Source organism: Agathobaculum sp. Marseille-P7918, assembly GCF_900625105.1.
Taxonomy (GTDB): domain Bacteria; phylum Bacillota; class Clostridia; order Oscillospirales; family Butyricicoccaceae; genus Agathobaculum.
Map to the genome: position 1 here is coordinate 647608 of NZ_UYYD01000001.1, position 22703 is coordinate 670310.

Annotated in this window: 19 protein-coding genes; all 19 read right to left on the bottom strand. The window is 60.2% G+C overall.

Annotated elements, in window-relative coordinates; translation table 11 throughout:
* Window positions 1–115: 115 nt before the first annotated feature.
* The 19 genes from rnc to EJL02_RS03185 all read right to left on the bottom strand — a co-directional run bounded on the left by rnc (window position 116) and on the right by EJL02_RS03185 (window position 22428).
* Window positions 116–787, bottom strand: coding sequence for a ribonuclease III (rnc, locus tag EJL02_RS03095; RefSeq protein WP_125114933.1), 672 nt, complete (start codon window positions 785–787; stop codon window positions 116–118).
* 64 nt (window positions 788–851) lie between these two features.
* On the bottom strand, window positions 852–1865 hold the full coding sequence (plsX, locus tag EJL02_RS03100) for a phosphate acyltransferase PlsX (protein WP_125114934.1): 1014 nt from the start codon (window positions 1863–1865) through the stop codon (window positions 852–854).
* Between the two features lies 1 nt (window position 1866).
* Window positions 1867–3171, bottom strand: a complete 1305-nt coding sequence (gene trmFO / locus EJL02_RS03105; protein WP_125114935.1) for a methylenetetrahydrofolate--tRNA-(uracil(54)-C(5))-methyltransferase (FADH(2)-oxidizing) TrmFO — start codon at window positions 3169–3171, stop codon at window positions 1867–1869.
* Window positions 3164–5626 carry a type I DNA topoisomerase gene (gene topA / locus EJL02_RS03110; protein WP_125114936.1) on the bottom strand — a complete coding sequence of 821 codons (2463 nt, stop codon included), beginning with the start codon at window positions 5624–5626 and terminating at the stop codon, window positions 3164–3166. The genes trmFO and topA overlap by 8 nt, the downstream gene beginning before the upstream one ends.
* A 46-nt stretch (window positions 5627–5672) precedes the next feature.
* Complete coding sequence (gene dprA, locus EJL02_RS03115) at window positions 5673–6875, bottom strand: DNA-processing protein DprA (RefSeq protein WP_125114937.1); 1203 nt, start codon at window positions 6873–6875, stop codon at window positions 5673–5675.
* A 13-nt stretch (window positions 6876–6888) separates the two neighbouring features.
* A complete protein-coding gene (locus EJL02_RS03120; RefSeq protein ID WP_125114938.1) occupies window positions 6889–7668 on the bottom strand; it encodes a TrmH family RNA methyltransferase in 780 nt (259 codons plus the stop codon).
* Window positions 7665–8321 carry a potassium channel family protein gene (locus EJL02_RS03125; protein WP_125114939.1) on the bottom strand — a complete coding sequence of 219 codons (657 nt, stop codon included), beginning with the start codon at window positions 8319–8321 and terminating at the stop codon, window positions 7665–7667. The genes EJL02_RS03120 and EJL02_RS03125 overlap by 4 nt, the downstream gene beginning before the upstream one ends.
* Before the next feature lie 66 nt (window positions 8322–8387).
* Complete coding sequence (locus EJL02_RS03130; RefSeq protein WP_243114384.1) at window positions 8388–9767, bottom strand: TrkH family potassium uptake protein; 1380 nt, start codon at window positions 9765–9767, stop codon at window positions 8388–8390.
* A gap of 73 nt (window positions 9768–9840) precedes the next feature.
* Window positions 9841–11352, bottom strand: coding sequence for a lysine--tRNA ligase (gene lysS, locus EJL02_RS03135; protein WP_125114940.1), 1512 nt, complete (start codon window positions 11350–11352; stop codon window positions 9841–9843).
* 21 nt (window positions 11353–11373) lie between these two features.
* Entirely contained in the window at window positions 11374–11847 is a 474-nt protein-coding gene (gene greA, locus EJL02_RS03140; RefSeq protein WP_125114941.1) for a transcription elongation factor GreA, read from the bottom strand.
* Between the two features lie 139 nt (window positions 11848–11986).
* Window positions 11987–13153: a S41 family peptidase gene (locus tag EJL02_RS03145; RefSeq protein WP_164510247.1), complete on the bottom strand. Its 1167-nt coding sequence runs from the start codon at window positions 13151–13153 to the stop codon at window positions 11987–11989.
* A gap of 62 nt (window positions 13154–13215) precedes the next feature.
* Window positions 13216–14406, bottom strand: a complete 1191-nt coding sequence (locus EJL02_RS14545; RefSeq protein ID WP_125114943.1) for a murein hydrolase activator EnvC family protein — start codon at window positions 14404–14406, stop codon at window positions 13216–13218.
* Between the two features lie 34 nt (window positions 14407–14440).
* Window positions 14441–15325: a permease-like cell division protein FtsX gene (gene ftsX / locus EJL02_RS03155; protein ID WP_125114944.1), complete on the bottom strand. Its 885-nt coding sequence runs from the start codon at window positions 15323–15325 to the stop codon at window positions 14441–14443.
* Entirely contained in the window at window positions 15322–16002 is a 681-nt protein-coding gene (gene ftsE, locus EJL02_RS03160; protein ID WP_125114945.1) for a cell division ATP-binding protein FtsE, read from the bottom strand. The genes ftsX and ftsE overlap by 4 nt, the downstream gene beginning before the upstream one ends.
* 170 nt (window positions 16003–16172) lie before the next feature.
* Window positions 16173–17264: a PucR family transcriptional regulator gene (locus EJL02_RS03165; RefSeq protein ID WP_125114946.1), complete on the bottom strand. Its 1092-nt coding sequence runs from the start codon at window positions 17262–17264 to the stop codon at window positions 16173–16175.
* 190 nt (window positions 17265–17454) lie between these two features.
* Entirely contained in the window at window positions 17455–18186 is a 732-nt protein-coding gene (locus tag EJL02_RS03170; RefSeq protein WP_206426939.1) for a pseudouridine synthase, read from the bottom strand.
* A gap of 195 nt (window positions 18187–18381) precedes the next feature.
* Complete coding sequence (locus tag EJL02_RS03175) at window positions 18382–18882, bottom strand: DUF4830 domain-containing protein (protein WP_164510248.1); 501 nt, start codon at window positions 18880–18882, stop codon at window positions 18382–18384.
* Window positions 18883–19003: 121 nt separating this feature from the next.
* Window positions 19004–20209 (bottom strand): FprA family A-type flavoprotein, encoded by a 1206-nt coding sequence (locus EJL02_RS03180; RefSeq protein ID WP_125114948.1) that lies wholly within the window; start codon window positions 20207–20209, stop codon window positions 19004–19006.
* 134 nt (window positions 20210–20343) lie between these two features.
* Window positions 20344–22428 carry an elongation factor G gene (locus EJL02_RS03185; RefSeq protein ID WP_125114949.1) on the bottom strand — a complete coding sequence of 695 codons (2085 nt, stop codon included), beginning with the start codon at window positions 22426–22428 and terminating at the stop codon, window positions 20344–20346.
* Window positions 22429–22703: the final 275 nt, after the last annotated feature.

Below are 22703 nucleotides of genomic sequence, written 5' to 3' on the forward strand. Positions count from 1 at the left end.
TGCGCAAAGCAGAATTTACCGCCTGTTCACACCTTGCCGCGCGCCGCGCGCCCGCTTTTTATTCCAAAAACAAAAAGGCTCCGAAAGTCACCCTTTCGGAGTCTTTTTCCCATTTTTACTGCACACCCATGGATTGCAGCGCCTGTTTGGCGGCCATCTGCTCAGCCTCTTTCTTGCTCCGCCCGGTGCCGGACGCGAACACGTTGGAGTTGAGTAGCAGCTCCATGGTGAAACGCTTGTCGTGGTCCGGGCCGGACTCGCCCGCCAGACGGTATTCCAGCGTTTCCTGCTTGTTTTTCTGCACAATCTCCTGCAGCATGGTCTTGTAATCCTTAAACGCGCCGCCCGCAATGGCCACATCGACCTTGTGCGGGATAAACCGCAGCACAAACGCGCGCGCCGGCTCGATGCCGCCGTCCAGATAGATCGCGCCGAGCAGCGCCTCGGTCGCGTCAGCCAGAATGCTTGGCCGCTCGCGCCCGCCGCCGGTCTCCTCGCCGTGGCCCAGCCGGATCTCGTCCGGGATGCCCAGCTCATGCGCAATCTCGCACAGCGCGCCCTCGCACACGACCGCCGCGCGCAGCTTGGTCAGGTCGCCCTCGGGCAGCTCGGGATAGTGCGTGAACAGGTAATCCGCCGTGACAAAGCCCAGCACTGAGTCGCCCAGAAACTCCAGCCGCTCGTTATGGTGCAGGTGGTTCCCCCGATGCTCGTTGGCATAGGAGGTATGGGTCATCGCGGTTTCGAGCAGCGCGGTATTTTTGAACTTATAATCGATTTTCAGCATGTTTTCACCTCCCGCGTGCGCCCTGCGGCGCAGGCATGGACGGTGCCGCAGCGCCCTGCCGCGGTCATTCCACCGTCATGTACTGTATGTTCTGCTCCACTTCGTGGATCATGCCCGACTTGGTATAGGCGATCGCCTGCCGCACGGCGTTCATCACAGCGATCTCGTTGGACGAGCCGTGCGCCTTGATGACCGGCTTTGCGATGCCGAGGAAGGGCGCGCCGCCGATCTTATCCTGATTGAACAGGTCGCGGAACTCGTCCAGCCCCGTTTTGCAGGCAAGATAGCCCAGCTTGGTCGCGGTGTTGCGCGTAAAGACGCCCTTGATCTGGCCTGCCATAAACTTGGCGACGCCCTCGATGGTCTTGAGCATGACGTTGCCGGTAAAGCCGTCGGCCACGGCCACGTCGCACGCGCCGAGCGGCACCATGCTGCCTTCGACGTTGCCGACAAAGTTCAGGCGGCCTTCGTCGCCCGCCTTTTGCAGCAGCGCATAGGCTTCCTTGCGCAGCGGGTCGCCCTTGGTGTCCTCGGTGCCGTTGTTGACCAGACCCACGCGCGGATTTTTCACGCCGTTGATCTTTTCCGCGTACAGCGAGCCGAGAAACGCAAATTGCAGCAGCATTTCCGCCGTGCACTCGGTGTTCGCGCCCGCGTCGCACAGCATGACCTGTCCGCCGCTGCACGGCATGACAGGCGCGAGCGCACCGCGGCGGATGCCCTTGATGCGGCCGCCGAACAGCGTCGCGCCGGTCAGCAGCGCGCCCGTGTTGCCCGCGGAAACCAGCGCGTCGCCCTCGCCAGCCTTGAGCAGCTTGAACGCTACCGCCATGGAAGAATCCGGCTTTTTGCGCAAAACCGTCGCCGGGTCGTCGTGCATATCGACCAGATCGGAGGCCGGCATGATGGTCAGACCGTTCGTGTCCTGCATGCCGCGCTTTTTCAGGATCTCTGCCACCGTATCCGGCTGGCCGACCAGCATCACCTGCTCGCCGTATTCCTTCGCCGCCAGCGCGCCGCCGATAACGGCGGACTCCGGCGCATTATCGCCGCCCATTGCGTCCACGATGATCTTCATATCAAAGTTCCCCCTTCAAACTGTCGATCTTTTCGAGCGCCCGCTCGGATATTTTTGTATTTTTCTCCCGCTTGCCCTTGATTTTATAGCCCAGCGGGTCAAGAATACCGAAATTGATGTTCATCGGCTGGAATTTCGCCACCGTGTGGTCGGAAATATAGCACGCAAGCGCGCCGGTCGCGGTCTGGCGATCGAGCGCGGGCATGGTTTTGCCCTGCATCTCGAGCGCGGTCGCAACGCCCGCGACCCAACCGGACGAGGTGGACTCGACATAGCCTTCCACGCCGGTCATCTGCCCCGCAAAGCGGATGCGCGGGTCAGCTTTCAGCGCATAGGTCGCGTCCAGCAGACGCGGCGAATCCAAAAACGTATTGCGATGCATGACGCCGTAGCGCACAAACTCCGCATTCCGGAGTGCCGGAATCATGGAAAACACGCGCTTCTGCTCGCCCCACTTGAGGTGGGTCTGGCAGCCGACCAGATTGTACAGCGTGCCCTGCGCGTTGTCGCGCCGCAGCTGCAGCACCGCGTACGGGTCGCGGCCGGTCTTGGGGTCGGGCAGGCCGATGGGCTTGAGGATACCGAAACGCATCGTGTCGTACCCGCGGCGGGCGTTGACCTCGATCGGCATGCAGCCCTCGAACACTTTGGAGTCCTCGAAGCCGTGCACCGGCGCCTCCTCGGCGGTCGTCAGCGCGTTCCAGAACGCGTCGTACTCCTCCTTGGTAAACGGGCAGTTGATGTAATCCGCCGTGCCCTTGCCATAGCGCGAGGCGATGTAGGCGGAATCCATGTCGATGCTCTCCGCCGTGACAATGGGCGCCGCGGCGTCATAAAAATGCAGGAACTCGCCGCCGACCTTGCGATGAATTGCGTCAAACAGCGTGTCCGAGGTCAGCGGGCCGGACGCGACAACGACCTTCCCCTCGGGAATATCGGTCACTTCGCCGTACACGATTTCGATGTTCGGGTGGTTCTTGATCTTCTCGGTCACCGCGCGCGCAAACGCTTCGCGATCAACCGCGAGCGCGCCGCCCGCCTCGACGCGGTGCTCATCCGCACAAGTGAGGATCAGGCTGCCCAGACGGCGCAGTTCCTCTTTCAAAAGCCCCGCGGCGTTACTCAGTTCGTCCGAGCGCAGCGAGTTCGAGCACACGAGCTCCGCAAAATCGTCCGAATGATGCGCGGGCGAATGCTGCTGCGGCTTCATCTCGCACAGCCGCACCACAATGCCGCGCTGCGCCAACTGCCACGCGGCTTCGCAACCCGCCAGTCCCGCGCCAATGACCGTTACCTGATTATTCATCCGCGGCCTCCTTCACCTTTGCGGTCTTGCGGGCGGGCTTTTTCGCCTTCGCCGCCTTTTCCGCTGCCTTTTCGGCCTCGTATTTCTCCAGTGCCTTAGCGTACTGCGCCTGCTGCGTCTTGGTCAGCGCCTGCACGTCCTCGTCCTTCAGCTTTTTGAAGCGGTTCGTGGTCTTGGTCATCCACGGCACCTGCTTTTTCGCCGCCGTCTTTTTGGTGGTCGCCTTTTTCGTCACCTTTTTGGGCTTTTCCTCGGTTTCGCCCGCGGCTTCGGCGGCTGCCTTGGCCGCCGCACGCTCGGCCGCCTTGGCGGCGCGCGCCTCACGGCGCTGGCGGTTCTTCTCCGCCTCTTCGGGCGGCAGACCCTCCTTGACCAGCTCCTTGTAGCCGCAGCCCTCGCGCAGGCACACGTCCGTGACTTCCTTGGAGTCGCGGTCGGTGTGGCGGAACAGCGAGGAATCGCAGTTCGGGCACTTGGTCTTGAGCGGCTTATCCCACGTCATAAACTGGCAGGCCGGGTATTTGTCGCAGCTGTAATACACATAGCCGCGCGCAGACTTCTTTTTGACCACCTTGGCGCCGCACACCGGGCAGGCTGCGCCCGTGTCCTCGGTGATCGGCTTGGTGTTGGTGCACTCCGGGAAGCCCGGGCAGGCCAAAAACTTGCCGAAGCGGCCGGACTTGATGACCATGTTGCGGCCGCACTTGTCGCAGATCACGTCCGTGACCTCGTCCTTGATCTTGATGCGCTTGCCCTCGAGATCGACCTCAGCCTGCTTGAGCGCGCTTTCAAAGCCGTCATAGAAGTTGTGCAGCAGCTGGACATAATCCAGCTTGCCCGCCTCAACCTCGTCGAGCTGCTCTTCCATGTTGGCGGTAAACTCATAGTCGGCCACCGACTTGAACTCATCGACCAGCAGGCCGGTCACGCCCTCGCCCAGCGGGGTCGGACGCAGCGCCTTGTTCTCCTTGGTCACATAGTCGCGGTCGAGAATGGTCGAAATGGTCGGCGCGTAGGTGGACGGGCGGCCGATGCCGCGCTCCTCCATCGCACGGATGAGCGACGCCTCGGTATAGCGCGCGGGCGGCTGGGTGAAGTGCTGCGCGGGGTCGAGCTTTTCGACCGACAGCGTATCGCCCTTGTCAAAGCGCGGCAGCGGCTTGCCCGCGTCGCCCTTCTTTTCGTCGTCCGTGCCTTCCTCGTACACCGCCGTGAAGCCCGGGAACGCGATCGTGTGGCCGGAGGCGCGGAACACCTGTCCCTCGCACACGATATCGGCCGAAACCGTGTCCAGCAGCGCGTCCGCCATCTGGCAGGCGACAAAGCGCGACCAGATGAGTTTGTACAGCTTGTACTGGTCGGGCGTCAGGTACTGACGGATCTCATCCGGCAGCAGCTTTACGTCCGACGGACGGATGGCTTCGTGCGCGTCCTGCGCATTGCCCTTGGTTTTGAACACGCGCGGCTTGCCGGGATAATATTCGTCGCCATAGCGGCCGCGGATAAAGCCCGCGGCAGCAGCTGTTGCCTCGTCGGCCAGACGCAGCGAGTCGGTACGCATGTAAGTGATCAGACCGGTCAGGCCGTACTCGCCCAGCTCGATGCCTTCGTACAGCTCCTGCGCGATGCTCATCGTGCGGCGGGGCGTCATGTTGAGCTTGCGGCTGGCCTCCTGCTGCAAGGTCGAAGTGATAAACGGCGGCGCGGGGCTGCGCTTTTTCTTGCCGCGCTTGATGTCGCCGACCACAAAAGGCTTGCCGGTGACGGCGTTCACCACCGCCTGCGCCTGCTCTTCGTTTTTCAGCTCCACCTTGCCCGTCGCATCGCCGTAGTAGCGTGCGGTAAACTTGCCGCCGTCCGCGGTTTGCAGCAGCGCTTCGATCGACCAGTATTCCTCGGGGACGAAGGCGCGGATCTCATTTTCGCGATCGACGACCAGACGGGTCGCGACGCTCTGCACACGGCCGGCAGACAGACCGCGCTTGACCTTGCGCCACAGAAAGGGCGACAACTCATAGCCCACGATACGGTCGAGGATGCGGCGCGCCTGCTGCGCGTTGACCAGATCGATGTCAATGTCGCGCGGATGCTCGATGCCGTACTTGACAGCGGGTTTGGTGATCTCGTTGAAGGTCACGCGCTTGGAATCCTTGTCCTTGAGTTTGAACAGCTCCTTGATGTGCCACGAAATGGCTTCGCCTTCGCGGTCAGGGTCGGTTGCGAGATACACGAAATCGCTTTTGCGGATCTCGCTGCGGATTTCCTTGATGATTTTATCTTTTCCCTCGATCGGCACATATTCCGGTTTGAAATCGTGCTCGATATCGACGCTCATTTTCTTCTTCTGTAAATCGCGCAGATGCCCCATCGAGGCCTTGACCACATAGCCCGACCCCAGATATTTGCCGATGGTCTTTGCCTTGGCAGGCGACTCCACGATGACTAATTTCGACATATATTTCCTCCGTTTTCAGCCGCCGGATGCGGTGGCTGAGGTTCATTTACTGACGGCCCATCACCAGTCTGCCCTTTTCCCGGCGCAGAATACCATCCATTTCAAGCATGGTGATCAGGCTCATCACGCGCGGTGCGGGCAGGCCGCACCCCGCAATCAAATCCTCCGGCGTGCCCACGCCCTGCTGCACCAGCTCTGCGATGCGGCGCTCATCGCCGCTGAGGCTGTCCGGCAGCGTGCCGCACGGCGGCGGCGCGGGTTGTGCGGAAGGCTTCGGTTCGGGTTTGGTTGGGCGGGATGCCGGTTTGGGCCCGGCCGTCCGCCAGGCCGGCCGCGGCGCGCGGTATGGCGCCGCCGGGGCATGCAGCAGACCGCTGTAGGTCCGCACGAGTGCCTCCGGGCTGCGCAGCAGCGCCGCTTCGCCCTTTTCGATCAACTCGTTGCAGGCCGCCGACTGCGGCGCATCCAGTGCGCCGGGCACGGCGTACACATCGCGCCCCTGATCGAGCGCGGCCCGCGCGGTAATCAGTGCGCCCGAGCGATAGCCCGGCGCTTCCACGATGACCGCCGCGACCGAAAGACCGCTGATGATGCGGTTGCGGTCGTGGTAATGCTCGCCGCGCGGCTCGGTGCCGGGCGGGTATTCGCTGACGATCGCGCCCGAGAGCAGGATATCGCCCATCAGGCCGCGATGCTGCGGCGGATAGCAGACATCCACGCCGCCCGCGAGCACAGCAACCGTCAGGCCGCCGGCCCGCAGCGCGCCACGGTGCGCCGCGCCGTCGTTGCCGAGCGCCATGCCGCTGACCGTGATAAATCCGGCTTTGCCCAGCGCGCTGCCGATGTGCTCAGCGGTTTGCAGGCCGTAGGGCGTGGCCTCGCGCGTGCCGACGACGGCGATGCCGGGCGTGACGTCAAAGTCCGGCCAGCGGCCGCGCACATACAGCACAACCGGCGGGTTTTCGATCGCGCGCAGCCGGTCGGGATAGGCGCTGTCACCCAGCGTGATGATCTGGATGCCGTCTTTCGCGCAATGCGCCACGATGCGCTCGGCCTCGTCCGTATTCTTATCGCACAGCGCGTCCACCTGCACCTTGCGCAGCGGGCAGTCCTTCGCCGTGGTCAGCGCCGCCCGGTCAGCTGCGAATACCGCTTCGGGCGAGCCGAATGCGCGCAGCAGTCCTGCCGCCGCACCCGCGCCCAATCCGCGCCGGGTGGCAAGCCACACATAACTCAAACGCGACGACATACCGCACGCCTCCTTATTTTGTCATTTCATAGATCACGATCGCTGCGGCGACGCCCGCGTTGAGCGATTCCGCGCGCCCGTGCATCGGGATGATGACGCGCTGGTCGGACAGGGCGATCGCCTGCGGCGTCACCCCGCGCCCTTCGCTGCCGATGATGACCGCAGCGCGCCCAAGCGGCACCGTGCCCAGCGGCACACTGTCCGCGTGCAGCGCGGTCGCGTAAACCGCGAGTCCCTGCGCATGCAGCCGCTCGATCGCTTGTTCCAGCGGCAGGCGCACGCATGGCAGGCGGAACACCGCCCCCATGGTCGAGCGCACGACCTTGGGCGAAAACGGATCGGCGCAGCCCTCGCACAACACAACGGCGCCGAGCGCGAACGCTTCGGCGGTGCGTAAAATCGTGCCAAGGTTGCCCGGGTCCTGCAAACCGTCCAGCAGCAGCACCTGTGCCTTGCCGTCCAGCGCATCCGCACCCCACTGCGGCTGCTTGCAGGAAAAAATCACGTTCTGCGGCGTTTCCACGTCGCTTGCCAGTTCAAACAGCGCATCCGCCGCGCAGTAAAGCGCCGCGCCCGCCTGCGCGGCGCGGTCCAGCAGGCCGTCCGGCAGACGGTCCTGCGCCCGCTCGCGCACGAGCAGCACGCCGGGCTTGGCACCCGAGCGCAGCGCTTCCTCCAGCATCTTTTCGCCTTCGCACAGCATCTCGCCTGTGCTGCGGCGGTATTTCCGTTCCCGTCCCAGCCGCGCCAGATGCCGCAGCGCGCTGTTTTGACGGCTTTCGATCCGGATCAATGCAATTCCACCAGTTTGTTGACGTTTTCGTTCGTGCCAATCACGATCAGCAGATCGTCCACGCCGATCACCTGACTCGCCTGCGGCGTGACGTCCACATGGCCGCCCTCGCCGTGGCGGATCGCCAGCACGTTGATCTGATAGCGTGCGCGCACGCCGAGCTGGCCGAGCGAGCGGCCGATCCAGCTCTTGGGCGGATGGATCTCCAGAATGGAAAAATCATCCGACACGCCGATATAATCGACCACGTTGGTGCGCACCAGACGCTGCGCCAGGCGCTGACCCATTTCGCTCTCGGGCAGCACCACGCGGTCCGCACCCACACGCTCGAGCACGCGGGCGTGTACCGGGCTCTGCGCCTTGGCGACCACATATTTCGCGCCCAGCTCCTTGAGCATCACGGTAATCAGGATGCTCGCTTCCATATCCGTGCCCACGGCGACGATGCAGCAGTCGAAATTGCGCGCGCCGACCGAGCGCAGCACGGCCTCGTCCTGCGCGTCGCCGCGGATCGCCTGCGTCACATCGTCCGCGATGTGCTGCACGTTTTCCTCATCCTCGTCCAGCACCAGAACCTCCTGCCCGAGGGCAGCCAGTTCGCGCGCCACGGCCGAGCCGAACCGGCCCAGACCGATCACCAAAAAGGATTTCATCAGCAAATTCTCCCAGTTTTATCCGGTTGCCGCGGCCCGTTTCCCAAGGCCGCGGACAACATCTGTTTATCCTACCATCACATCCGCATCCGGATAGTGCATTTTGGGCGGCTCCCGGTGCCGCATGAGCACCGCAACGCCCAGCGTCAGCACGCCGACACGTCCCAGATACATCAGCAAAATCAAAATCAGGTGGGAAACCGTATGCAGGGTGGGCGTCAGGCCCATGGAAAGGCCAACCGTTGCAAAGGCCGACACCGCCTCAAACAGGCAGGCGCCGAACGGCGCACTCTCCACATAGGCGATCACGCACGCGCCCGTCAGGCTGAGCGTGCCGCCCACGATCATCATCGTGACCGCGTTCATAATGCTGCGCGACACGATCGTGCGCCCGAATGCGGACACGGTCGTGCGGCCCCGCAGCGCGGAGATCGCGCTGAGCACGAGCACCGCCGCCGTCACGGTCTTGATGCCGCCCGCCGTCGAGCCGGGCGAGCCGCCGATCATCATCAACAGGCAGGCGACCGCCTGCGACGGGCCGGTCAGTGCGGCCTGATCGATGGTGTTGAAGCCCGCGGTGCGCAGCGTGACCGACTGGAACGCCGCCGCAAGCACCTTGTCCTGCACCGGCATCGCGCCGAGCGTCTGCGGATTGCCCCACTCAAACAGCAGCGTGAGCACAAAGCCCGCGCCGATCAAAAACGCGGTCGTCACCAGCACCAGCTTGGTGTGCAGCCGCAGGCGGCGGAAGCGGCGCTTGTTGTCCCAAAGGTCGCCCCAGACGAAAAAGCCCAGGCCGCCGATCACGATCAGCGCCATGATCGTCAGGTTGACGACCACATCGTCTGCAAACCCGGTCAGCGAGGCAAACGGGTTGTCCGGCGTGCCGATCAAGTCAAACCCCGCGTTGCAGAAGGCGGACACCGAATGGAACACGCCCATTTTGATGCCCTGCCACAGCCCCACACGCGGGACAAACCGAATCGCCAGCAGCACCGCGCCCGCGCCTTCAAACACGAACGTGCCCATCAGCACGCGGCGGGTCAGGCGGACGATACCGGCGTTTTCCGTCAGGTTGAGCCCCGCGCTCATGACCATGCGCTCGCGCAGCGTGATCGTGCGGCGGGTGAGAAACGAGGCGATCGACGCCAGCGACATAAAGCCCAAGCCGCCGATCTGGATGAGCAGCAGGATGACGACCTGCCCAAAGCCCGACCAATGGGTCGCCGTGCCGACCGTGACCAAACCGGTCACACAGGTGGCCGAGGTCGCGGTGAACAGCGCATTCAGAAAATCCGTCGGCTCCCCGCTCCGGGCGGATACGGGCAGGGTGAGCAGCACCGCGCCGGTCAGAATAATGATCGCAAAGCCCAGTGCGATCACCATGGCGGCCTGCATGGCGGGACGGCGCTTGGTTCTCCGTCCCAAAAGTCTCACGCGGTCCATGTTGTGTTCCTTCCCTTTTATTTGAAATGCCAAAAGCCTGAACGCACTGTCCAGGCTTTACAAGGCGTCTTTATTACTCCGCAGAGAGCGGCTTCATCGTGGGGAAGAGCAGCACGTCGCGGATGGATGCGGAATCGGTCAGCAGCATGACCAGACGGTCGATGCCCATGCCCATGCCGCCCGTGGGAGGCATGCCGTATTCCAAGGCGTTGATGAAATCCTCGTCCATCATGCTGGCCTCATCATCGCCCGCCGCACGCAGCGCAACCTGACGCTCAAAGCGCTCGCGCTGGTCGATCGGGTCGTTGAGCTCGGAGAACGCGTTGCACAGCTCGCGGCCGACCACGAAGCACTCGAAGCGCTCGGTCAGGCGCGGGTCGGACGGCTTGCGCTTGGCCAGCGGGGACACCTCAACCGGGTAATCCGTGATGAAGGTCGGCTGCACCAGATTTTCTTCGACGTACTCGTCGTAGCACTGCGCCAGCAGGTCGCCCCAGCTGTCCTTGCCCTTTTCGATCTCGAGACCCTTGGCCTTGACGGCCTCGAGCGCCTGGGCGCCGTCCATATTCATAAAGTCCAGACCGGAATACTCCTTGACCGCGTCCGCCATGGTCATGCGGCGCCAGCCCTTGGAAAAGTCGATCTCGGTGCCCTGATAGGTCACCTTGGTCGTGCCGAGCACCTTTTCGCAGACGTGTACGACCATGTCCTCGGTAATATCCATCATGCCGTGATAGTCGGTATACGCCTGATACAGCTCGATGGTGGTGAACTCCGGATTGTGCTTGGTGTCCATGCCCTCGTTGCGGAAGATGCGGCCGATCTCGTACACCTGCTCAAAACCGCCCACGATCAGGCGCTTGAGGTGCAGCTCGGTGGCGATACGCATGTACATATCGATGTCGAGCGCATTGTGGTGCGTGATGAACGGACGCGCCGCCGCGCCGCCCGGAATGGTGTTCAGGCACGGGGTTTCGACCTCCATGAAGCCGCGGCTGTCCATAAAGTTGCGGATCTCGCGCACGATGGCCGAGCGCTTTTCAAAGGTGTCGCGCACCTCGGGGTTGACGATCAGGTCAACATAGCGCTGGCGGTAACGCATATCGGTATCCTTCAGGCCGTGCCACTTTTCGGGCAGCGGCGTGAGATTTTTGCTCAGCAGCGTCAGCTCATGTACCGCAACCGAAATCTCACCCTTCTGGGTGCGGAACACTTCGCCCGACACGCCGATGATATCGCCGATATCCATCTTTTTGTAGCCCTTGTAGACGTCTTCGCCCACGTTGTCGCGCTTGATATAGAGCTGCAGGCGGCCGTAACGGTCGGACATGTCCGAGAAGGACGCCTTGCCCATGATGCGCTTGGACATCATGCGGCCGGCCAGACGCACGGTCTTGCCTTCCAGCTCGTCAAAATGCTCGTGAATTTCATTTGTGTGGTGATCGCGCTCGAACCGAACCTGCTGGAACGGGTCCGCGCCCGCCGCCTGCAGCTCCGCCAGCTTTTCGCGGCGGATGCGCTTGAGCTCGTGCAGTTCCTCCGCGGTCTGCTCGTGCTGTTCGTGCGCCTGATGCTGTTCTGCCATAGTTTCCCCGTCTTTCTTCTTTTATTTCTTGATATCCATTACCTGATACTTGACAATGCCGATCGGTGCTTCGACCTCAACGACCGTGCCGACCTTTTTGCCCAGCATAGCTTTGCCGAAGGGCGACTCATCCGAGATCTTGCCCTCCATCGGGTCGGCCTCCTGCGAACCGACGAAGTGGTATTCCTCTTCCTCGTCCAGTTCGAGGTCCTTGACCACAAAACGGCAGCCGGGAGAGATTTCGTCCGCGGCATAGGTGTCGCCGGTTACGACGACCGCCAGCTTGATGATCTCTTCGAGCTCTGCGATGCGGGAGTACAGCTTGCCCTGCTCGTTCTTCGCCTCGTCATACTCGGCGTTCTCGGACAAGTCGCCGAACGAACGCGCTTCTTTCAGCTGCTCGGCTACCTCGTCCGCGCGGGTGGTTTTCAGATATTCCAGTTCTTCCTTATAAGAGTCCAGGCTCTCCTGGGTCAGTTTGATTTCTTTGGCCATGATTTGCAAACCCTTCTTATTTCATAAGTTCAGCGACGCCGCGCGCCGCCGTACAGTACTCCTTATTATAAAGTACCGTTTGCCGCGCTGTCAAGCGAGCAAGTGTATTTTTGCACATATTTACCGATAACACGCGGATTTATCCCAGAATTTCGACCGCTTTTTGCAATTGCGGGTCGTCCTGCGGCGTCAGGAAGTAGAAGTTTGCCGTCTGCTCTTCGCTTAAGGCGACCTCCACATCGGGCGCGATGCCCACGCCCGCGAGGTTATTCCCGTTAGGGGTGAAGTACTCCTCCACCGACAGGTTGAGCGCCGATCCGTCGGAAAGCTCGAAGGTCTGCTGTGCGCGGCCCTTGCCGGTCGTATGCGTGCCGACCAGCGTGGCGCGGCCGTATTCCTGCAGGGCGGTGGCAAAGAACTCGGCCGCCGAAATGCTCTGGTCATCCACCAGCACCGCGATCGGCAGGTCGATCATGTCCGCATCCGATGTGTACACGGTTTCGCTGCCGCTCTTGGTGCGCAGCGTCATGATCGTGCCCTCAGGCAGCAGCGGGTCAAGCATTTCGCTCATCTCCTTGACGCGGCCGCCGCCATTGTGCCGCACGTCGATCACCAGTTTTTGCGCGCCGTCCGCCATCAGGCCATCCAGCACCTGCTGGAACTGCGCAGCCGCGCCTTCATGGAAATTCTCGATGCGCAGATAACCGACGTTCCCATCCAGCATCTGTCCCCACGCCATTTTCTGGGTCACCACGGCGCGCTGCATGGTCACCTGCTGCACCGCGCCGCCCGGTTCCTTGCAGAAGGACACGGTCACATCCGTTCCTTCTTCGCCCTGAATCGCGTTTATCACCGCGTCCGCGCCGTCTTTTTCCACCGTCAGCCCTTCCGCGCCGACGATATAATCGCCCTTTTCCATGCCGGCCTGCGCCGCGGGCGAATCATCATATACCAAGCAGACCCGAACGCTGCCGTCCCCGCTGACAACCGTCACACCGATGCCGCAGCCCTTGCCCTCGCTGCTCATCTGGTAGGCTGCATACTGATCCGCCGGAATATACGCGGACCACTGGTCCCCCAGACCGGTCACATAACCAACGGCAGCATAGTCCGCCACCGCTTGCTCGTCAAGCTCGCCCACATAACGATCGGCGACCAGCCGGTCGATCTCGCGCAATTTGTCTCCGACCGCCCCCGTGCGCCATCCATTTGCCGCATAACAGCCCAGCACGGACGCCGCCGCGGTCGTCAGGCACAGAAACAGCGCGGTGCTCACGGAAATTTTGTTTTCCCGCCATCCAAACATTTGGTTTCCCTCCAAACAATAAGGGGAGAGCAAATGCCCTCCCCTTTGATTCATGACTCAAATTAAGTAAAGGTAAAGAAACTCTTGGGGTCAACCGTCGAGCCGTTCTGATACACTTCAAAGTGCAGATGCGGGCCGGTTGAGTTGCCGGTCGAGCCAACGTAACCGATGACCTGACCCTGCTCGACATACTGGCCAACCGAAACCAGAATGCTGGACTGATGGCCATAAGCCGTCATCGTACCGCCGCCATGGTCGATAACCGTGTAGTTGCCGTAGCCCGAAACCCAGCCCGCGGTCGTAACCGTGCCGGACGCTGCCGCCAGGATCTCCGCGCCGTAGCTTGCCGGGATATCCTCACCGGCATGGAACTTGACCGTGCCGTAGATCGGGTGCACGCGGTAGCCGTACACGCTCGAGGTGGTCGTGCAGCTCGGCGTCGGCCAGACGAAGGTACCGCTGTACGGTACGCCGCCCGAAGCCGCCGACTGCGCGGACAGTTTCGCGATCTGGTTGCTGACTTCCTGCATTTCGCTCGAAATGCGGTCGTACTCGGCTTCGCTCTCCGCCTTGTAGGCCTGAATGCTCTCGGCCAGCGCCGCCTGCTCGGCCTCGCTTGCCGCCAGCTCATCGACCTTGTAGCTCAGGTTCTCCTGATACTCCTTCTGGTCGTCCTGCGTATCCTGGAGTTCCTGCTTCTTCTGCGCAATGTCTTCCTTCGCGGCGGTGTACTCGGCAACGATCTTCTTGTTGTCGTCCATGATCGCCGTGATGATCTCCATGCGGCTCAGCAGATCGGAAAAGCTCGAAGAGTTGAGCAGCACTTCCAGATAGCTGGTGTCGCCCTGCTCATAAGTGGTGCGCACGGTAAGCGCAAACTCCTCTTCCTTCTGCTCGAGCGCCTTTTGCGCCGCTTCCAGCTCGGTGGTCTTGACATCGATCTGGTCCTGCAGGCGGTCGATATACGCCTGCACCGTCGAGATTTCTTCCTTGGTCAGGTCGATCTCGCTTTGCAGCGCGGCGCGGGTCGCCTCAACGTCACTGGCCTGCTTGGTCAGCTCCGCGATCTTCTCCTTGACTGCCGCCTTTTCATCCTCCAGCGAGGACAGCTTATCCTGCAGTTCGTCCGCGTCTGCGTCCTCTGCCGCACCCGCAAACGTGATGCCGGTCGCCAGCATGGAAGCCAGCAGGGCAATCACCAGAATGCCGGCGATGATGCAGGAGATCAGCCGCGTCGTTCCTTTTTTCATCATAATGGTATTCGCTCCTTTGTCTGTCGCCAATGGGTCATACATCCATGAACTTGCGGATGCTCGTCACCGAACCGCCGATGCCGAACAGCACGCCCGCACCCAGATACACGCCGAGCACCAGCCAGCGCAGGCCGTCGAACGGCAGGATGTGGAAATACGGGATGACGCCGCTTGCAATGTTGGAAAGCTCGGTATACAGCCCCCATTCGGCCAGAAACGCCAGACCGCCTGCCAGCAGGCCCAGCACCATGCCCTCAATGACGAACGGCCAGCGGATGAACCAGTTGGTCGCGCCGACCATCTTCTGGATGGAGATTTCCTCCCGGCGGGCAAACATCGCAAGTTTGACCGTGTTGGCAATGATGAAGACCGAGATGACCGCCAGACCGACGACCATGGCCAGCGCAATGATATTGAACACACGCTGGACCTGAATCAGCTTGGAAATCACTTCTTCATCCGCACGGATATAATCCGTTCCGTCCACCGCGGCGATCTCGTCGATCGTCTGTTCCGCCAGCGTCGGGTCCTTCAGGGTGAAAATAAAGCTGTTGCGCAGCGGGTTGTTCGCGGAATTATAGTTATCCAGAATGTCCGCGTCCTCACCCAGTTCCTCGCGGTATTTTTCGAGCGCAACGTCCCGGTCCTCAAACTCGATCGTCGCAATGTTGTCGATCTTGTTGAATTCCGAGCCCAGTGCCTTGGCTTCCCGCGTGGTCAGGCTGTCATCGATGAACACCACGATCTCGTTGGATTGCTGCAATTCCTCGATGCTCAGATCAATATTATACGCGATCAGCGTCACGGTTCCTGTCAAAAGCAGGCAGGCGATCATAATGAGCACCGCCGCGATCGACATAAACCCGTGTTTGAATATGTTGCGGAAGCCTTCCTTCCAATAGTAACCAAAACTTCTCATAGCTGATAGTACCCACCTGTCTGGTCGCTGACGACCTCGCCCTGGTCGATCATAACGACGCGTTTTTCAAACTCGTCCACCAGACCCTTCTCGTGCGTGACGATCAGCACGGTGGTGCCCAGTTCATTGATTTTTTCAAACAGGGTCATCAGTTCGAGCGAGCGCGCCGGATCAAGGTTGCCGGTCGGCTCGTCCGCGATGATCAGACGCGGATTGTTGACCAGCGCACGCGCGATGGCGACACGCTGCTGCTCGCCGCCGGAAAGATTCATCGGCTTGATCTGCGCTTTGTCCGCCAGTCCGACCAGATCGAGCACATACGGCACGCGTTCCTTGATGGCCTTTCCCTTTGCGCCGATCGTGCGCATGGCAAACGCCACGTTCTCGTAAACCGTTTTGGTGTTGATCAGGCGGAAATCCTGATACACTACGCCGAGCGTGCGGCGCAGGTACGGGATCTGACGTTTTTTCATCTCTCCGATATTATAATTGTTGACCAGCACACGCCCTTCGGTCGGACGGACCTCTGCGGTCAGCAGCTTGATGATCGTTGTTTTACCAGAACCGGACGCGCCGACCAGGAACACAAATTCCCCTTCGTCCACGCGCAGGTTAGCCTTGTTCACCGCACGGGTACCGTTATCGTACACCATGGTGACATCGTTCATCCGTATCACAGGCATTCCTCCCTGGAGCCAAACTAAATAACAAAAAAGGCAAAGGTGCATGCAGATCATACACCTTTGCCTATTATAGCAGATTTTCCGTTCCGACGCAAGACGACAATCCCTGCCATTTCCCGGCGAAACTTGATTTTTCCGTGAAGTTTTTGTGAACAGAACCCGCCTCAGCGCGCGTTCTCCTCGCGGCTTGCCAGATATTTACGGACCATCAGCGCCACCTTGAACACGATCGCGTGGTCGAACTCGCGCAGATCCAGACCGGTCAGCTTTTTGATCTTTTCCAGACGGTAAACCAGCGTATTGCGATGTACAAACAGCTTACGCGAGGTTTCGGACACGTTCAGGTTGTTTTCAAAGAACTTCTGGATGGTGAACAGCGTCTCCTGATCGAGCGAGTCGATCGAGCCCTTCTTGAACACCTCGCTGAGGAACATTTCGCACAGCGTGATCGGCAGCTGATAGATCAGACGGCCAATGCCGAGGTTTTCAAAGCTGATGATATTCTTTTCGGTATCGAACACCGCGCCGACCTCGATGGCGGTCTGCGCTTCCTTGAAGGACTTGGCAATATCCTTCATCTGCGAGGACACCGAGCCGATGCCGATCAGGCTCTTGACCGACAGCTCGCTCAGCAGCGCCTCTTCGATGGATGCAGCGATCTTGGCCAGATCCTTGACGTCGCTGCCCGCCTTGACTTCCTTGACGACCACGATATCGGTCTCGGAAATGTGCAGCACAAAATCTTTCTGCTTGTCCGGGAACATACCGGTCACCACGTCGATGGCCGCGACGTCCGCGGGCATCTGCTGGCGCACCAAAAAGACCACGCGCGGCACATCGTTGCCGAAGTGCAGCTCGCGCGACTTGATATAGATGTCGCCCGGCAGGATGTTATCCAGAATGATATTCTTGACGAAAGTGGCCTTATCGTGCTTTTCGTCGTACAGCGTCTTGATGTTGTTGATCGCAACCGCCACCAGCGAACAGATGCTGCGCGCCAGCTCATCCTCGCCCTGCACGAAAACCGCGTATTCCAGCCGGCTGGAACGATCGCCCGTCGTATGGTAGGTATAGCCGCCAAAGCGCACAATCTCACCTGCAAAGCCAAGCTCGGTGATCGCTTCTTCCCGCATTTCGCCGATACGGGGCAGATCCGTGCACGCTACCACCGCGCCGCTGGCATCCACGATGCCAATGGTACGGTCCACCGTGTCCTTCATCTGCAAAACAATCGACTGGAACAATCTTGAAGCCATTTCCATCACCTTTCCCGTATTTCCCTTTTCTTGTGCGTTTGCACGCTGTGCTATGGCCGCCCGGCCAAATCACTTGCCGTATTCTCTGACATAGTTCACAAGAACACTCGCATATCCCTGTGCATTTTAAGACATTATATCATAGTCTTCTACATTTTTGTACAAAAATTTTTATTTTTTTTGGCGATTTTTAGACGCTCTCTCGTTCCGGCTGCTGCAACAGCGCCAGCTCCGCATCGGTCAGCGGGCGAAACGCTCCCGCTTCCAGCTCGGGATCGAGCGGCAAGCCGCCCATCTGCACGCGGCGCAGCTGCACCACCGTGCCGCCCACGGCGGCCACCATGCGTTTGACCTGATGGTATTTCCCTTCCCGCAGGGTGACCCGCACGCGCTGTGCATCCTCCCCCGCGAGCCGCTCCAGACAGGCCGGCAGACAGACCGTGCCGTCCTTGAGGGTCAGCCCTTTTGCAAAGCGCGCTTCGGCGTCCGGCAGCAATTCGCCTTCCACCACGGCTTCGTATACTTTATACACATGCCGCGACGGGCTCATCAGCGCATGGCTGAGCGCGCCGTCATCGGTCACAATGAGCAGTCCTTCGGTATCCTTATCCAATCGCCCGACCGCAAACAAACCGCGCCGGATCTCCTCCGGGAACAGGTCGAGCACGGTATCGTGCCGTGCGTCGCGGCTGGCGGTGATGACGCCCGCCGGTTTGTTGAGCATATAATACCGCTGCGCCTGATAGCGCTGCTCCTGTCCGTCCAGCACGACCTGCGCGCTGTCCGAATCCACCTTTGCCGCGGGATCACGCTCCACCGCGCCGTCTACCTGCACGCGGCCCGCGCGGATCATGGCCTGCACTTCCTTGCGGCTGCCGCAGTTCAAATGCGCCAGCAGCTTGTCCAATCGCATCCGTGGCATTTTGTCTCCCCCGACAATTCATTACTGCTAATAGCATAACACTTTTTCGCAAATTGCACAATAGGGAATTGCAGAAAAAGTGCAATCCCCCGAATTTCACCCATGTAAACGAGAATCCCATCCGCTTTTTTTCGTAAAATTGCACAGAAATACACAAATGCACTCCGCTTATTGCGCGGAGTGCATGCCTGCCCGTCATTCCGCCGGATCGGATGCGGGCATCTCCGTGATCCCGTGCACAAAGCCGTCCGCCTCCGCGGAGCTGATATCGGCGGCGATCAGCCGGTTGCGGCGGATCAGCAGGTTGGCCGTGACCCCCTCTTCCCCCGTGGGGTATGCGATCAGCTCATAGGTATACAGTGTGGCGCGCTTGCCCTGATACGGCACAAGGTCCAATCCCTGCTCGAGCTGGATGGCGTTATAGACCTGATAGGTATCGTCAAAGGTTTTGGGGATCTGCACCTCGCGCTCGCTGCGCGGCTCAGGCTCCACCTGCCACCCATAACTTTCCAGCAGCGCCACACGCTGTTCATTGGTTTTGAGCTTGCTGTCCAGATCGATTTCCCCCGAGACAGTCTGCGCATGCACCGTCTCCGCCGCCGGCGCCAGCAGCACAACGCCCAACACCACTGCGCCCACTGCCAGCACGCCCGCCACCACTTTTTTCACCGATACTTTGGCTGCAAAAACGATCATGCTATCGCCCTCCTGCTTTTGCTTCATCCTATGCAGACAAACCGGCAGGCAGAACAAAAAAACGCCCGTCCGATGACATGCATCGGACGGGCGCTGCGCCTTCTCTTGTATTTTGTCAGAATCAGTCCACGATCTGGGCCGCGATCTCGTCTGCCAGCGCCTGAAGCGCATCCAGCTGGTTTTCCGCCAGCGAGGACTTAAGGGCAACGGTGTTCTCCAGCACGGTCATGTTCTTCATGCCTTCGAGGATCGCCTTCATATGGCGGCCGGAAGCCGGCGCCCAAGTGCCGTTCTCCAGAATGGCAACCGTGCGTTTCTGCAGGTTGAGCGCCTTGAGGTCATGCAGGAACGCTTCCATGCGCGGCTGCAGGCCACCGTTGTAAGTCGGCGCGGCCAGCACCAGATGGCTGCAGCGGAAGCTCTCCGCCACCAGTTCGGACACGTCCGTACCGGACACGTCGTACATGACAATGTTGTGCACACCCTTGTCGGCCAGCATGCCGGCCAGCACGTTCGCCGCGTTTTCGGTGTTGCCGTACATCGTGGCGTAGGCGATCATGACGCCCTTGTCCTCCGGCTCATAGGTGCTCCACTTCTGGTATTTCTCCATCATCTGCGCCAGATTGCCGCGCCATACCGGGCCGTGCAGCGGGCAGACCATTTCGATATCCAGCGCCGCGGCCTTTTTCAGCAGCACCTGCACCTGTGCGCCGTACTTGCCGACGATATTGGTGTAGTAGCGGCGGGCATCGTTGAGCCAAACGCTGTCAAACTTCAGCTCATCGTCAAACACATTGCCTGCCAGCGCACCGAACGTGCCGAATGCGTCCGCCGAGAACAGAATCTTGCCCGGCTCGTCATAGGTAACCATGACTTCCGGCCAGTGCACCATCGGCGCCATGATAAAGTGCAGCGTGTGGCGGCCGGTGGACAGCTTGTCCCCTTCCGCAACAATCAGCGCACGGTCCTTCATATCCTCCGCATAGAACTGCGCGAGCATACCCAGCGCCTTGGCACTGCAAACGATTTTCGCATCGGGATAACGGTGCAGCAGCGCGATGATCATACTGCAATGGTCGGGCTCCATGTGGTGGACCACCAGATAATCGAGCGGGCGGCCTGCCAGCGCGGCAGTGACGTTTTCATAAAACTGACGGCTGATGGAATCATCCACCGTATCGAACAGCACGGTCTTTTCGTCCAGCAGCAGATAGCTGTTATAGGAAACGCCGCGCGGGATCGGGAACAGATTTTCAAACCGGCTCAGGCGGCGATCACTTCCGCCAACGTAAACGAGATCATCCTGGATCTTTCTGATCGTGTGCATCGCAAGAAACCTCCGTATTATCATTATTTGTTAAAATTATATCACATATCCTGCATTTCGTCTACCCTGACACAGCGCGCAAGACAACAAAAAACCGGCTGCCGAAACAGCCGGTTTTTGACAAAGTCAATGGATTATTCCTTATTGAGCGCTTCCAGTCTCGCCTTGTTTTCCGCGATGACCTTTTCCTGCACCTGTGCGGGCGCTTCGTCGTACCGCTCAAACTTGGACACGAACGAACCGCGGCCCTGCGTCATCGAGCGCAGCGTGATCGCGTAATCGCCCAGCTCGGCCATCGGGCACTCGGCCAGGATCTCCTGCTTGCCGCCTTCGATCGGGTTCATGCCCATGATGCGGCCGCGGCGCTTGTTGAGGTCGCCGATGACGTCGCCCATGTAGGAATCGGGCACAACAACCTTCATCGAGCAGACCGGCTCGAGCAGAACCGGGCTTGCCTGCGGGATGCCCGCCTTGTACGCCAGACGCGCTGCCATCTTGAAGGACAGTTCGTTGGAGTCTACATCGTGGTAAGAGCCGTCGAGCAGGGTGGCACGCAGGCCGACCAGCGGATAGCCCGCCAGCACGCCGTGCTCCATCGCCTCGCGGATGCCCTTATCGACTGCCGGATGGAAGTTCTTCGGCACCGAACCGCCGAAGATCTTCTCCTCGAACAGGTAATCGCCTTCCGGATACGGCGCAAATTCCATCTTGACGTGACCGTACTGGCCATGGCCGCCGGACTGCTTCTTATGCTTGCCTTCGACTACGACCGTCTTGCGGATCTTCTCGCGATACGGCACGATCGGCGGCGTGAGCGCCACTTCTACGCCGAACTTATCCTTCAGCTTGGAGCACAGGACGTCCAGATGGATATCGCCCGCGCCCGAAATGGTATGCTGCTTGGTTTCCGGATTGAACTCGGTCTCGAAGGACGGGTCCTCGTCGTGCAGACGGGACAGGCCCGCGGAGATCTTCTCTTCCGCGCCCTTCACCTTCGGGGCGATGCCCTGCGTGTAGCACGGCGGCGCGAACTCGATCGGCTCGAGTTCGACCTTGCGCACGCTCATCGACAGCGTGTCGCCGGTCTTGGTGGTCACGAGCTTGGAAACCGCGCCGATATCGCCGCAGCCAACCACCGGCACTTCGGTGGTCTTTTTGCCGCAGACCGTGTAGATGTGGCCCATCTTTTCGTTGGCGTCCGCGCGCTTGTTGACCAGCGTCATGTCCTGCTTGACTTCGCCCGACATGACCTTGAAATACGAGAAACGACCGTACTGGTCGGCGACCGTCTTGAATACGAATGCACAGGTCGAGCCGTTGGGCGTGCAGTTGATCTCGATCAGTTCGCCCTTCTCGTCCTCGCAGATCTCAACCGGCTTTTCATCCGGGGACGGCATGTAATCCGCAATGCCCTTCAAGAGCGCATAGGAACCGATGCCGGTGACCGCGGTGCCGCAGAATACCGGCGCGATGACCAGGTCCTTAACGCCCTGACGGATGCCGGCGATCAGCTCTTCATCCGAGAACTCTTCGCCCGCAAAGTAGCGTTCCATCAGCTCTTCGGACAGCTCAGCGACGTTTTCGCACAGCGCCGCGCGGTGCTGGTCGATGCGGTCCTTCATATCGTCCGGGATCGGGATCTCGACGCGCTTGTTGCCTTCCATACGGTACGCCTTGCGGATGACGCAGTCCACGATGCCGACGGTATCGCGGTTGCCTTCAAAGATCGGCACGACGATCGGCGCAACCGATACGCCGAACTGCTTCTGCAGCTTGTGCAGCGAGGTATAGTAATCCGAGTTTTCCTCGTCAATTTTGGAGATGTAGAACATGCGCGGCATCGCATGCGCTTCGCAGCGCTCCCACGCCTTTTCCGTGCCGACGCCCGGGCCGGACTTGCCGGTGGCGATGATGAGCGCGGACTCCGCCACGCGCAGGGCACAGTTTACTTCGCTTTCAAAATCAAAAAAGCCCGGAGTATCCAGCAAATTGATTTTGCAGCCGTTCCATTCAACCGGCGCCACAGCCGTCGAAATCGAGAACTGACGCTTAATTTCTTCGGGGTCGAAATCGCAAACCGTGTTGCCGTCCGTGATCTTGCCGACACGGTCGGTTACACCGGCGATATTGAGCATACTTTCGACGAGCGAGGTCTTGCCGTCGCCGCCGTGTCCCATCAGACATACGTTACGAATCTTGTTAACCGGGTAATTGGCCATATTTGATAAACACTCCCCTGCCCGAGCCTTACTATGCGGGCGCTTTGTTAGCGGGAACGACTCCCTTATTTGTAATTATACACTATTGTGTGCAAGCATGCAAGCTGTTTTTTGTGCATTTTTTCTGCACCGGTTCGGATTGCGCCCGCAAAACCCGACCGCAAAAAAATTTTCGGATTTTTCCATTTCCCCTGTCACAAAATCGGCTCTGCAAACGTTTATATAGTATAAAGATTTTTTACCATCCGGAAAAAGGAGGAGTCCCCCATGACGCG